This window comes from Acinetobacter sp. YH16031, from assembly GCF_013417335.1.
GTDB lineage: Bacteria > Pseudomonadota > Gammaproteobacteria > Pseudomonadales > Moraxellaceae > Acinetobacter.
In genome coordinates this window covers 1-13,288 of sequence record NZ_VPED01000003.1, presented here as the reverse complement: position 1 = coordinate 13,288, position 13,288 = coordinate 1, and the positions used below count along the sequence as shown (strand labels likewise).

10 protein-coding genes and 1 pseudogene are annotated in these 13,288 nt (G+C 39.7%); 10 read left to right on the top strand and 1 reads right to left on the bottom strand.

The genetic code is table 11. The annotated features are described in order from the left end of the window. Nucleotides 1-295: 295 nt before the first annotated feature. Nucleotides 296-1,453: pseudogene (locus FTV31_RS02010) on the bottom strand (IS3 family transposase). Nucleotides 1,454-2,123: 670 nt separating this feature from the next. Here FTV31_RS02010 and FTV31_RS02000 point away from each other — a divergent pair. The 10 genes from FTV31_RS02000 to FTV31_RS01955 all read left to right on the top strand — a co-directional run bounded on the left by FTV31_RS02000 (nt 2,124) and on the right by FTV31_RS01955 (nt 12,694). Further along, complete coding sequence (locus FTV31_RS02000; protein ID WP_180012818.1) at nt 2,124-3,056, top strand: LysR family transcriptional regulator; 933 nt, start codon at nt 2,124-2,126, stop codon at nt 3,054-3,056. 98 nt (nt 3,057-3,154) lie between these two features. Then, nucleotides 3,155-4,549, top strand: coding sequence for an FAD-dependent tricarballylate dehydrogenase TcuA (gene tcuA, locus FTV31_RS01995; RefSeq protein ID WP_180012817.1), 1,395 nt, complete (start codon nt 3,155-3,157; stop codon nt 4,547-4,549). A 3-nt stretch (nt 4,550-4,552) separates the two neighbouring features. Then, on the top strand, nt 4,553-5,698 hold the full coding sequence (gene tcuB, locus FTV31_RS01990; protein ID WP_180012816.1) for a tricarballylate utilization 4Fe-4S protein TcuB: 1,146 nt from the start codon (nt 4,553-4,555) through the stop codon (nt 5,696-5,698). Nucleotides 5,699-5,741: 43 nt separating this feature from the next. Next, a complete protein-coding gene (locus tag FTV31_RS01985) occupies nt 5,742-6,797 on the top strand; it encodes a tripartite tricarboxylate transporter substrate binding protein (RefSeq protein WP_180012815.1) in 1,056 nt (351 codons plus the stop codon). Nucleotides 6,798-6,853: 56 nt separating this feature from the next. Further along, on the top strand, nt 6,854-7,300 hold the full coding sequence (locus tag FTV31_RS01980; protein WP_180012814.1) for a tripartite tricarboxylate transporter TctB family protein: 447 nt from the start codon (nt 6,854-6,856) through the stop codon (nt 7,298-7,300). A 13-nt stretch (nt 7,301-7,313) separates the two neighbouring features. After that, nucleotides 7,314-8,813 carry a tripartite tricarboxylate transporter permease gene (locus FTV31_RS01975; protein ID WP_180012813.1) on the top strand — a complete coding sequence of 500 codons (1,500 nt, stop codon included), beginning with the start codon at nt 7,314-7,316 and terminating at the stop codon, nt 8,811-8,813. 49 nt (nt 8,814-8,862) lie between these two features. Then, nucleotides 8,863-9,915 (top strand): AbrB family transcriptional regulator, encoded by a 1,053-nt coding sequence (locus FTV31_RS01970; RefSeq protein ID WP_180012812.1) that lies wholly within the window; start codon nt 8,863-8,865, stop codon nt 9,913-9,915. Nucleotides 9,916-9,928: 13 nt separating this feature from the next. After that, on the top strand, nt 9,929-10,864 hold the full coding sequence (locus FTV31_RS01965; protein WP_180012811.1) for a DUF4116 domain-containing protein: 936 nt from the start codon (nt 9,929-9,931) through the stop codon (nt 10,862-10,864). A gap of 59 nt (nt 10,865-10,923) precedes the next feature. After that, entirely contained in the window at nt 10,924-12,135 is a 1,212-nt protein-coding gene (locus FTV31_RS01960) for a DcaP family trimeric outer membrane transporter (protein WP_180012810.1), read from the top strand. Between the two features lie 202 nt (nt 12,136-12,337). Next, the gene (locus FTV31_RS01955) at nt 12,338-12,694 is read left to right on the top strand and encodes a TetR/AcrR family transcriptional regulator (RefSeq protein ID WP_257227125.1); all 357 of its coding nucleotides are present in this window, start codon (nt 12,338-12,340) and stop codon (nt 12,692-12,694) included. The last annotated feature ends 594 nt before the right edge of the window (nt 12,695-13,288 follow it).

Here is a 13,288-nt window from a genome sequence, read left to right as displayed (position 1 = left end):
TAAGATAAATATTGTTAATTTTTTGATTAAATCTTAAATACTTATACGTAAGTATTTGTTCTTATATAACTAATAATGAATCACCTTAATCTTAGATATCTTTCACTAGTCAGAAAATGAACATTCTTTCGCTGAGGATTCGTAGGTTATTTTCTTGATATCAATGCATAATCTACAAATGAAAATACATCAATTCAAAGAAATTTCTGAATCACATTTTAAGCTATATACACATCTCTTGGTAAATCTTTTATTTAAGGTGGACTGCTCCCAGTATCCTAGACACGAGACGGCCTCATTTTGAAGCTGCTTCGAATGCTTCTGGACTCATTCCGTCTAGATGCGAATGACGCCTGATTCGATTGTAAAACATCTCGATATAATCAAACACATCTGCACGCGCCATTTCTCGTGTTTTATAGATCTGCTTTTTAATTCTTTCCTTTTTAAGCTGCTAAAGAAAGATTCTGCAACAGCATTGTCCTATGAGCAGTATACTGCGTAAGGCCACGACGACTCATACTCGGGACCAAGTTATGCTTCTGACAGAATTTCTGCCAGCCTCTGCTACTATATTGTGAGCCTTGGTCTGAATGTATGAGCACAGGTTCATTTGGCCTACGTCACCATATCGCCATAAGAAGTGCATCCAAAACGATATCCTTAGCAAACGTAGGTTTCATTGATCAACCGATGACTTTCCTTGAATATAAATCGAGAACCACAGCCAACCAGCCTTGCCAGGTGCGTATGTAGGTAATATCAGTTACCCACGAGGTATCAGGTGTGTTTCTTCAACAAATTCTCGATTTAAATGGTTAGGTGGCACAATCTGAGGACGACCACGACCATAGCTTTTATACTTCTTATAACCTCGAATAGCAGAAATGCCATTGTTCTTCATGATCTTCAGCACACGATTAGGCCCACAGCTTTCACCTAGCTCTTTAAGGTCCAGCGTGATGTGAGGATAACCGTAGATGCCATAACTGGCATCATGAGAAGAGCGGATGAGCTGCAATAACCGCTTATCTTCAATACTTCTGCCTGATTCGGGTTCATGCAACCAAGCATAGTAACCAACACGAGCGATCTTAAGAACCCTGCACATCGTTTTGATCTTAAATTGATGACTGTATTTCAGGATAAACTGATACTTTACTCGGGCAGGCTTGCAAAGCGGCGTGAAAGCAGTGCCTTCACTTTAAGATGTCCCGTTCCTCTTCAGTCTGTTTAAGCTGACTTTTAAGGCGAAGGATTTTTTTTTCTTTGCCTCGAGCAGTTCATGTTCATCAGAGCTGTTGCGTAAAGGTTGTACCGCCTTTAGCTATTTATAAATGCTGTGTTGTAATACGCCTAAACGTTCTGCGACATCAGTGACAGAATATCCACGTTCAGTAATCAATTTAACAGCTTCATCTTTAAATTCTGGGGTGTATCGTTGTCCACTCATAATGTTCTCTCCTATACAAAAAGAATAGACGATATTTGTCTAAGAGAGTGGTGGCTATTCACAGGGCTATTACCGAACAGATTGATTGCTTGAGACATAGACAGGGTGAAACCTTGGTTTATAAGTTTAGTACCAATCCTACGTTCCTACCACACTATGAAAAGATCATTAAGATGATTCGCTTCCTTAATTTGATTCAAGAAGTGCATGAGAAGCTGTTAGAGAGCAAGGCTAGCCCGAATGAGCCTACAATTGAGCTTTTAATGCTTAATGGTCATCAGAACTAATTAAATAGAAGAGACCACCCTAAGGTAGTCCTTATAAATAATCGGGGGCATTGATGCAGATATTGATGCCACATTTTTTGCCACACTTTTTAAAAAGTCTATCACAGACTATCAAATGAAATTAAGTAAATGATTTAAAATACAAATATTTATATTTGAAAGGTTGTGATAGTGTTAAGCTTTAGTGGGTTCAACTCCCGCCATCAAATACGATTAAATTTATTGCTCTTTTAAAAAGCTATTATTCATTAAAACCAGAGTCGATAAAAAGGTGTATATCTAGAAATTCAATCTATCTTTTTTATCATTCTCTTGAGTAGCTTTACATCTTATATTGTATATACCTAACATACTGCTATTAAAAAATATATTAAGGGTAATGAGTGGAATTAAAACAGCTAAAATATTTCGTCACAGTTGTAGAGTCTGGAAGCCTAGGTAAAGCTGCACAGAAACTAGATGTTGGAACATCTGCTTTAAGTCAGCGAATTGCTAAACTAGAAGATGAATTATGTACTCGTTTATTACGTCGTACTTCAACAGGGGTTACACCAACGCCAGCAGGATTGGCTTTTTTTAAACAAGCACAGTTAGTCATTAGACATGCTCAATATGCAATTGAAGCTGCACATTCTTCACGGTTGACTGGTCATGTCAGTGTCGGATTTTCACCTAGTATTGCTTCAGTACTTGGTGTGCCTTTAATGAAACTGATGGCCGAACGCTATCCAGATATTAAAATTCACCTAGTTGAAAGCCTGTCTGGTAATTTGACTAACCTGGTTAACTCCCGTCAGCTCGATATTGCGATCATTTTTACTCAAGATGTTGATTCTCAATGGTCTGTGCAACCTTTGCTTAAGGAACAGATGTTTTTAATGGCACAACCTACGCTGTTAGAACAACACGGTTTCAGTGACTGCATTGCCAATCAGCAAATTGCGTTTGAAAAAATTCATCAGTTACCTTTAGCATTACCAAGCAGGCGCCACGGTTTACGCAAGTTTTTAGAACAGAAAGTTGAGCTGCTCAATGTGGATCATGAAATTGACGGGCTACACTTATTAATGAACTGTGTTAGTCAATTGAATATGGCTACTATACAGCCGGGTAGTGCCTATTTTGAATATCTACGTTCAGACTTATGTTTTCTTAAAATTATTTCTCCAGAGCTGGACCGGATTAATTACCTCACTAGTATCTCTGAAGAGGAACTTTCTCCTGCGAGCCTAGCCACTAAAGTGGCGATAAAGTCCTGTATTAAAGAACTAATCAATAATGATCTATGGCCAAGTGCTGAGTTATTAGACTTTTAGCCTATTTAGCCACAATAAATACCTCTTTAAACCACCATGCTTACGATGTCTTCCCATATGGGCTTAAATTGAGCCAAATTCGAAAGGGAAGACATCGAATGCATGATGTAATTGTGATTGGCGGTGGGAATGCCGCATTATGTGCGGCTTTGACAGCACGCGAGGCAGGTGCGTCAGTATTGCTTTTGGAAGCAGCACCAAAAGAATGGCGAGGTGGGAACTCACAGCACACACGTAATTTACGTTGTATGCATGATGAACCGCAAGATGTTTTGGTAGATGCTTACCCCGAAGAAGAATATTGGCAAGACTTATTAAAAGTAACGGCTGGAAAAACTAATGAGCATCTTGCTCGGTTAGTAATTCGTTCAACTGCAACCTGCCGTGACTGGATGCGTAAGCATGGCGTGAATTTTCAACCACCTTTATCTGGTGCATTACATGTTGCACGTACCAATGCCTTCTTTATGGGCGGAGGTAAAGCTTTAGTCAATGCTTATTTTAGAAGTGCACAAAACCTCGGTGTTAAGATTCGCTATAACACTAAAATTACCAAGCTGATCATTGAAGATGGTGAATTTATTGCAGCGATTGCAGAAGATGGTACACGTTTTGAGGGTGCAGCCTGCGTACTTGCTGCGGGTGGTTTTGAATCGAATCGCGAATGGTTAAAAGAAGCTTGGGGCCAAAACGAAAATGGCGAATGGCCAGCAGATAATTTTATTATACGTGGTACCCGTTTTAACCAAGGCAATCTACTCAAATTCATGATTGACCAAGGTGCTGATATTATCGGTGATCCATCACAATCGCACTGCGTTGCTGTCGATGCACGTGCTCCACTTTATGACGGTGGCATTTGTACTCGTATTGACTGTGTATCTTTAGGGGTTGTTGTCAATAAAAATGCAGAGCGTTTTTATGATGAAGGCGAAGATTTTTGGCCTAAACGCTATGCGATTTGGGGGCGGCTGGTAGCTAAACAACCAAACCAAATTGCCTACTCAATTATTGACTCAAAATCAGTAGGCCGTTTTATGCCACCTGTATTTGAAGGCACAAAAGCGAACACGATTAAAGAGCTGGCACAAAAGCTCAATCTGGATGTGGCAACATTAACTAAAACTATTAGTGACTATAATAACGCCTGTGTCGAAGGTGATTTCAATCATACCGTACTCGACAACTGTCACACCGAAAACATCACCCCTGCAAAAACTCACTGGGCTGTACCTCTAAATCGGCCACCATTTTATGCTTATGCACTACGTCCTGGTATTACTTTCACATACTTGGGATTGAAAGTGGAAGATGATGCAGCCGTACGCTTTAACAATGTGCCTAGTCCAAACCTATATGTTGCTGGTGAAATGATGGCGGGTAATGTACTTGGTCAAGGGTATACAGCAGGTGTGGGCATGTCGATCGGAACCACCTTTGGACGTATTGCCGGTAAAAATGCGGCAAAATCTGCATTAAAGCAGGGAGCTTAAAACATGAATTCCACTGTAAAAACTATGATTCCTGTAGTGCAGTTAACAGCAAATGAAGAGCAGGTAAAACAAGCTTTACAAATCTGTAATGCATGTCGTTATTGCGAAACTTTCTGTGCAGTCTTTCCTGCAATGACTAAACGTCTTGAATTTACCCAAGCAGATATTCATTACATGGCAAATCTATGCCACAACTGTGGTGCCTGTTTGCATGCCTGTCAATATGCTCCACCCCATGAGTTTGGAGTTAATATTCCACAAGCGATGGCGCAAGTCCGTCTGGAAACCTATCAAGAATTCGCAGTGCCAGCTTCTTTTGGTGCAATTTATAAGAAAACTGGCATTGCTCTTGTATCTATAATGAGCGTTATTTTCTTCCTGCTAATGTTAGCAGGTGTATGGATGAAAGGCACAAATTTATTCGGTCAATACCAAGGTGATTTTTACGCGATTTTCCCACATAACTTCCTCGCAGTACTGTTTGGTTCGGTATTTATTACGTCCATTGTGCTGTTGGGCTTGGGGGTAACAAAATTCTGGAGACAAACTTCAAAAATTATTCCAGAAGGCGTGGCAAAACCAGACATTCTACAAGCCTCTAAAAATGTACTGACCCTAAAATATCTGGATGGTGGGCATGGTAAAGGCTGTAATGAAGAGGACGATCGCTATACCCAGATTCGTCGTGTATTCCATCATTTCACCATGTACGGTTTTTTACTCTGCTTCTTAGCAACCAGTGTCGCAACTTTCTATCACTATTTCTTAGGTTTGGAAGCACCATATGGCTATACCAGCTTACCTGTGATTTTAGGAACTCTCGGTGGCTTAGGTTTAGTGGTTGGTCCAATTGGCCTGCTATACCTGAATATTAAACGTCATCCTCTGCATGGTGATGTAAAACAAAAACCAATGGATCGCGGTTTTATCTTCTTGCTGCTGCTGATTAGTATTACCGGTCTGGCTTTATTGGCCTTCCGTGATACCTCTGCGATGGCTTTACTACTGATCATCCACTTGGCAACTGTAATGACCTTCTTCCTGACTATTCCTTTCGGCAAGTTCGCCCACGGATTCTACCGTAGTGCGGCCTTGTTAAAGTTTGCAGTTGAAGAGCGTGTTGCAAAATATCGTGCAAAAGCTAAGTAAAGATTCAAGCACCCAAACCAGAACAGGACCATGGAGGTCAATGATGGCTATAGGTAAGAGATTTAAGAACTCAAATGGACAAGTAAGTTATAAGGAAGTAACAATGATGAAAAATCTAAAATTACTCGCAGTAGCATGTACCAGTTTAGCAGTCGTAGGATGCGGCACTGGCAATGCATCTAAAGAACCTGGTCAGCCAAAGCGACCCGAATGTATCGCTCCAGCTAAACCAGGTGGCGGTTTTGACATGACTTGCAAGCTTATTCAATCAGGTTTTAAACAGACTGAAACACTGAAAGACCCAATGCGTGTGACTTATATGCCAGGCGGTGTTGGAGCAGTAGCTTATAATAAGATTGTAAATAACGACCCGGCCAATAATAATGCGGTGGTTGCATTCTCTACTGGTTCACTATTGAATCTGGCGCAAGGTAAATTTGGTAGTTTTACGGTAAAAGACGTGAAATGGCTGTCTGGTGTAGCAGTAGATTATGGTTTGGTTTCTGTACATAAAGACTCACCATTAAAAACACTGGATGACCTGATGAAAGCCCTGCAAAAAAATCCGAAAGCTATTAGCTTTGGTGGTGCAGGTAGTGTAGGCGGCCAAGATTGGATGCAAACTGCAATTTTAGCAAAGAAAGCTGGTGTAAATCCTGCTGATATGAGCTTCGTAGCACTTGAAGGTGGTGGTGAAGTTCTGACTTCGCTGCTAGGTCAACATATTCAAGTCGGTGTTGGTAATGTAAGTGAAATCGGTGCCCATCTAGAAGCAGGCAATATCCGAATTCTGGCTGTTTTCTCTGATAAGCGTTTAGAAGGTAAATTCTCCCAACTACCAACTGCGAAAGAGCAGGGTTATGACTTGGAATGGCCTGTAATACGTGGTTTTTATATGGGGCCAAAAGTTAGTGATGATGCTTATAACTGGTGGAAAAATGCTTTCGATAAAATGATGGCAGACCAGAAGTTTGATGCAGTGCGTGAAAATCAGGATCTACTTCCTTTCGAACTGACCGGTGAAGAACTGACTGCTTATGTCTATAAGCAGACGGCGGAAATGCGTCAGTTATCAGAAGAATATAAATTGTCAAAATAACAAACATGCTGAGTTGAGAACCTATATTTCAACTCAGTTTTTTGTTTTGAGGGTAGATGATGAAATCTGAACGTATTCTTACGGGCATCATTGCTGGCTGCGGATTATTTTTACTGATCTATGCTTGCAGTTTTGAAGCTCCAATCTCCTACGATCCAGTAGGGCCAAAAGCCTTTCCAATCTTACTAATGGCTTTAATTACCGCATGCGCAGTCTATCTGACCGTACGTCCGGCCATCATGTTTGAACCAGTTGAACTGGGTTGGACCAAACATTTGCTGAGCAAATTAGTGATCTGTGTACTGACTTTAACCGTGTATGCAGTTATTTTTGAGTGGTTCGGCTTTATCGTTGCGACTTTACTCATGACCATTGCAGTAGGCAAGCTTTTCAATGGCAAAACGATTCCAGTGGCAATCACAGGTCTGGTACTCAGTATGTGTACTTACTACCTGTTTGACCGGGTACTAGATGTGCCATTACCACTCGGATTCTTCGGTTAAGGATGACAACGATATGGATATATTAAATTTTTTAATGATAGGATTTGAAGTTGCTTTACAGCCGCAAAATCTCCTCATTGCTTTTATTGGTGCATTTATTGGAACGATTGTCGGTCTATTGCCGGGTTTAGGTCCGATTAATGGTGTAGCCATCCTGTTACCATTTGCCTATGCACTCGGTTTGCCTGTAGACAGTGCATTAATCTTATTGGCGGCAGTTTATTTAGGATGTGAATATGGTGGCCGTATTTCTGCAATTCTTCTGAACGTACCGGGTGATGCGGGTGCGATTATGACCACGCTGGATGGCTATCCACTAGCACAGCAGGGTAAGGCGGGCATTGCACTATCGCTGTCATCAGTAAGTTCTTTTATTGGAAGCACTGTTGCTTTCATTGGGATCGTATTGTTTGCACCATTATTGGCAAAATGGGCGATTGCGTTTGGACCAGCAGAATACTTTGCATTGATGGTATTTGCTATTGTCTGCTTAACTGGACTAGTTAGCACACAGCCATTTAAAACCTTGATCATGGCACTCATGGGCTTGGGTTTATCAACTGTTGGTATGGATGCTATTACTGGTGTATATCGTTTTACTTTTGATAGCGTAGGCCTAAGCGATGGTATTGCCTTTACTACCTTAGTCATTGGCTTATTCAGTATTAGCGAAATTTTATTACTGCTAGAACGTACTACTATTGGCAAAGTTGTACTGAAACAAGGTAAACGCTCCCTGTTTAACATCAAAGAATTCTTTAGCGCATTGGCTACTATTATTCGTGGTTCTCTGATCGGATTCTTCTCTGGAATTTTACCTGGCGCTGGTGCCACTGTAGCAAGTGCTATGGCTTATACTACTGAACGTAAAATGGCACGTGATAACAGCCAGTTCGGTAAAGGGGATTTACGTGGTCTGGCAGCGCCGGAAAGTGCCAACAATGCAGCAGCTTGTGGTTCATTCGTACCAATGCTGACTTTAGGTGTACCTGGTTCGGGAACAACTGCGGTCATGATGGGTGCATTAATGATGTATAACATTACTCCAGGCCCACAACTCTTTAGTGAACAGCCAACACTAGTGTGGGCACTGATTGCATCTTTGATGATTGGTAACATTATTCTGCTGTTCTTAAACCTTCCATTGGTTGGCTTCTTTGCCCGCCTGCTAAGTGTGCCAAGTTACATTCTGATTCCAATCATTGCGACTGTGAGCTTCGTCGGTGTATACGCCATTCATTCCAATATCTTCGACCTGTTGTTATGCATGGGCTTAGGTGTGGTGGGTTATGTATTAAGAAAATTTGATTTCCCGTTAGCACCACTAATTCTGGGCTTTGTCTTGGGTGAATTGATGGAGTCAAATTTACGTCGTGCCTTATCGATTTCTCAAGGTGAACTTAGTATCTTATGGAGCAGTAATATCAGCATCGGACTTTGGGTCATGTCCGCTTTATTACTAATCCTGCCAATCGTACGTAAATACCTGTTTATCAAAAAAAATCAAGCTTAATTGGACAACAATAATGATCAGTTTATGCTGATCATTATTGCTTAGGATTATGAAAACAATAATGTTAAATGCCAAAGGATTGGCCATTGCCCTGATGGGGGCAGTTCTTGCGAATTATCTGCATATTCCCTTGCCATGGCTGCTAGGACCATTGCTCGCTGCATTATTCATGGGCAGTATCGGACAGCCATTGTCCTGCCATCCTCACTGGCGCAAAGGCGGACAGATTATTATCGGCATGGCACTTGGACTGTATTTTACACCGGCCCTAGTACAGGCTGTTGCTGTATATTGGGGATTTATTCTGATCGGTATTCTATGGTCACTGGTTCTTGGCTCCATGTTGGCTATTTTGCAATATCGGATTAATGGATTGGACTGGGCCACTGCATGGTTTTCTTCAGCGATTGGAAGTGCCAGTGAAATGGTCAATATTGCTGAACAATACTATGCCCAGGTCGATAAAGTGGTGGCAGCACATAGTTTGCGAATTGTACTTCTAGTTGTACTTGTCCCAATTTTTATAGGACTTTATTTTCAGGTTGAATGGTCTAATCTGGTTGTTCAGGACACTGAACGTTATGGATTTGTTCAAGTAGTACCGCTTTTTTTACTCGCTTTATGCGCCGGCAAAATTTTTCAATATTTCAATCTCCTTAATGCCTGGATTTTAGGTCCACTGACGATCATTAGCCTTTTATCATTTTTCGGCATTTTACAATTTCGCTTTCCAGAATGGTTTATTGCCTTAGGACAACTCTTTATTGGATGGTCGTTAGGTAGCAAATTTCCATTCAGTTTCTTAAAAAACAGTAAAAAATTTATTGGATTGACTGTTCTATTTAACTTATTGGCATTGGCACTATCCATTATCTTTGCCCTGTTGTTGATTCGCTTAAGCCATGCCGATGCCCAGATTTTGATTCTAGGGCTGTCTCCCGGTGGAATTGCTGAAATGTCCTTAATGGCTAAAGCCTTGGGGCTTACCGTACCGATTGTGGTAGCTTTTCAGCTTTCACGCCTGATTTTTGTGATTTTAACTACTCGTTTTTTTTATCAACGCAGTCTGCAACTGCTTGCTAAATCTATGGATAAATCTTAGGAGATAGATCACTGTGAATAGTGATGTGTATGGACGGATTTCTTATGCAGATTGGCTCTATCAACTGCAACACGATGGTTTGCTTCTAAAATATATCCCACATCAGGATATTCAGTTGTGCACAGAAGCAGTTAAAAATAATCCTAGAGCACTCAAGTATGCACAAGTGCAAAATGATGAAATGTGCTTGCTAGCTGTTACAAGCTGTGGCGATACACTCAAATATGTCAAAAATAAAACTGATCAAATCTGCCTGAAAGCTTTAGAAAATGAAGGTTTAGCAATTCGCTATATTAGTAGTCCAACCGAACAGATGTGTTTAACTGCAGTTAAACAAAATGGCTTTGCACTTAAGTATATTCGACAACAGAATGAATTTCTCTGTAGTACAGCTGTTTTTAATAATCCCTATGCGATTAAGTATGTAAAGGATAAAACTCAGGAAATATGCCTATTAGCAGTTCGAGCTGATGGGAATACATTGCAATATATTCCTAGACCCACTGATTTAATTTATGAAGAAGCCGTCAAATCTAAACCCGAAGCAATTAAATATATTCATAATCCAAGTGAGTATATTTTAAGACTTGCTCTAAAGAAAAAACTCTATGTTATTCAATATGTAAAAGATTGCCATGAAGCTGTCTGGCTAGATGCGATCCAAAAGAATTCATCAGTCATCAAATTCTTAAAAAATAAAAATGAAAAATTAATGATTCATGCCACTCGGCAAAATCCCATCTCTATTAAATATCTAGACGAACAACCAGAACATTTATCCAGATTAGCTATTTCTCTGGATTACGAAGCTATTGCAGTAGTGAAATACCAAACAGAAAGCCTGTGTTTGTATGCGCTTTCAAAATCCAGGAATGCGATTAATTTTATTAAGCAAAAATATAAAAGTGAAGTTGTGAAAAACAAATATCTGGAACTGTATGGAGGATAGGACAAAAAACTGATTTTAGTTTTTATGGATGTAAGTATACTTATTTTTAAAGGAATAATATGAAATTTTATAATTTGGCTTTTATGCTTTTGGGTAGTACGGTTATTTCTACGGCATATGCTGAGCAAACAGCACCTACAGAAATTGAGAAATTAAAAGCGGAAGTTGCTGAACTCAGACAAATGCTACAAGTCCAGCAAATCTCAGGGACAAGCAGCGATATACATCCGGGACAAAAATCAAAACCAGTAAATAAATGGTTATCGAGATCTGGTGCAGAAGTTAATCTCTATGGTTTTGTTCGTGCTGACGTTGCCTATCAATTTGAAGGTGCAAAAGGGATGTTTAATAGCATCAATAGCGTAGCGCTAGAAGGAGATGCTAATAAGAAATCTACTGAAGATCGATTGGATTCGACATTAACAACTACCCGTATAGGCTTGGATTTTAAGGCTCCAGTTCAGGATGCTGATATCGGTGGTAAAGTTGAAATTGATTTTCGTGGTGGCTCAGATAAGGATACAGTGCGATTACGTCATGTATATATGACTTATAACAACTGGTTAATTGGTCAAACGACCTCTAATTTCCTGTCTACTGAAACCTCACCAGAAATGCTTGATTTTAATACTCCCCTTGGTGGAGGTACAACGCGTACTCCAATGGTACGGTACACAGATAAATTAAACACTAATACCCAGTATTTTGTCGCATTGGAAAAAGGCAATGATGAAAACAGATTGCCTGTAGCTACAGCAAAATTGAGTCATAAATTTGCTGAGAATGCTGGCTTAGTCACTGCACGAGGTCTCTTACAAGAAGTACGAGTACGTGATCTGGATGATGAGACAGAATTAGGCTGGGGGATTGGCTTAGGAGTGAACTATAAGCCCGTTAATCAGCTGATTCTGAATGCTAATTACTCGCATGTCTCTGGGGATAATAAGTTTTTATTAGCAACCTCGGATAACAAACGCTATATACAACGTGGTAATAATGTAGACCTAATTGATTTCGATGCATTTACATTAGGTGCAACCTATAAATTTACTCCTCAAATCAGAAGTACTGTAGGTTATGGATCGATTATTTATGAGGATAACAATGCCAATGGCAATGATCATCTACAGCAAGGCTGGTTCAATGTCATGTATAGCCCCGTCAAACCAATTACGTTTGGTATGGAATATGTGTATGGTGAACGTGAGACAATTGAAGGCAAAACTGGTAAGGATAACCGTATAGAAGTCATGGCGAAGTATGATTTTTAAATTAAGGATGCTAGGTAGTAGAGTAATGACGAAAGTCATTACTCTACTATATTTATTATTTTTAAGAAGAATTTACGATACTAATTTGATTCGTTTTGTGTGATAGCGCCTTAATTTCTAGTAGAGTAGGAAAACTGAATGGCCTGTAATAAACGTGTACAAGATCGGTTAGAAACAACAAGACATCATCGATGCTGCACGTTTGTTGTTTCTAACCGAAGGGTATGATGCTACTTCAATCAATCGGATTGCGGCCGAAGCCCAAGTAGCTCCAAATACAATATATTGGTATTTCAAAAACAAAGATGAATTGCTAGTGAGCATTTTGAATGCTGAATTAACGAAGTATATAAATGAATACATATTACAATCATCAAAGGATCTTTCTGAACGTTTAATCTGGGTAGTGGATCAACTGCAATTAGTTGATCAATTGGTGAGTACTGTGCATGCCAGATTGAAATTCTCACCAGAATTAAAGGAGTGGTATGAGAGGTTTCATGTCATGGTGGAAGCATTGTTGCGTTTAGAGCTACAGAAAATAGGGGGTGGCCGCTGATCAAATTGAGCCTAGAGTAAAAATAGCTGTCTTCACCATTGAAGGTCTTTTAACTCATCAGAGGCGGGCTGTTTGTGCAGCATTAGTTGCTAACTCTTAAGTTCAATTCCTGCTATAAGACTAGAACTGAGTTAGGTTTTGTGACACAAAGCCCTAAATCAATTTTGAGTAAAAATTAATTGCCACATTTTTTGCCACACTTTTTCAAAAGTCTATCACAGACTATCAAATGAAATTAAGTAAATGATTTAAAATACAAATACTTATATTTGATAGGTTGTGATAGTGTTAAGCTTTAGTGGGTTCAACTCTCGCCATCTCCACCAAGATTCTTCTTATAAAAAAGCCACTTATATAAGTGGCTTTTTTATTGGCTACATGTTTATTTTAAGCGTTTACCAAATTCAGCTTAAGATGAAAAAGTTTTTTAATATTAGCTGATTACTTAAAGTATTTAATTAATCATAAGATCTCTTTCATAAATCAAAAAACGATCTTCTTTTTGGTTAATATTTGCACTCCGGATTTCTTAGCATTCGTGCATAATCTGCGGATGAAATACATCGATTCAAACAAGCTTTCTGATCCTCAGTT

What these genes read in the sequence shown, in the direction of transcription:
- FTV31_RS01970 (WP_180012812.1), top strand. Translation starts at nt 8,863, where the DNA reads ATGAAAACAATAATGTTAAATGCCAAAGGATTGGCCATTGCCCTGATG.
- tcuB (WP_180012816.1), top strand. Translation starts at nt 4,553, where the DNA reads ATGAATTCCACTGTAAAAACTATGATTCCTGTAGTGCAGTTAACAGCA.
- FTV31_RS01980 (WP_180012814.1), top strand. Translation starts at nt 6,854, where the DNA reads ATGATGAAATCTGAACGTATTCTTACGGGCATCATTGCTGGCTGCGGA.
- tcuA (WP_180012817.1), top strand. Translation starts at nt 3,155, where the DNA reads ATGCATGATGTAATTGTGATTGGCGGTGGGAATGCCGCATTATGTGCG.
- FTV31_RS01985 (WP_180012815.1), top strand. Translation starts at nt 5,742, where the DNA reads ATGGCTATAGGTAAGAGATTTAAGAACTCAAATGGACAAGTAAGTTAT.
- FTV31_RS01960 (WP_180012810.1), top strand. Translation starts at nt 10,924, where the DNA reads ATGAAATTTTATAATTTGGCTTTTATGCTTTTGGGTAGTACGGTTATT.
- FTV31_RS01975 (WP_180012813.1), top strand. Translation starts at nt 7,314, where the DNA reads ATGGATATATTAAATTTTTTAATGATAGGATTTGAAGTTGCTTTACAG.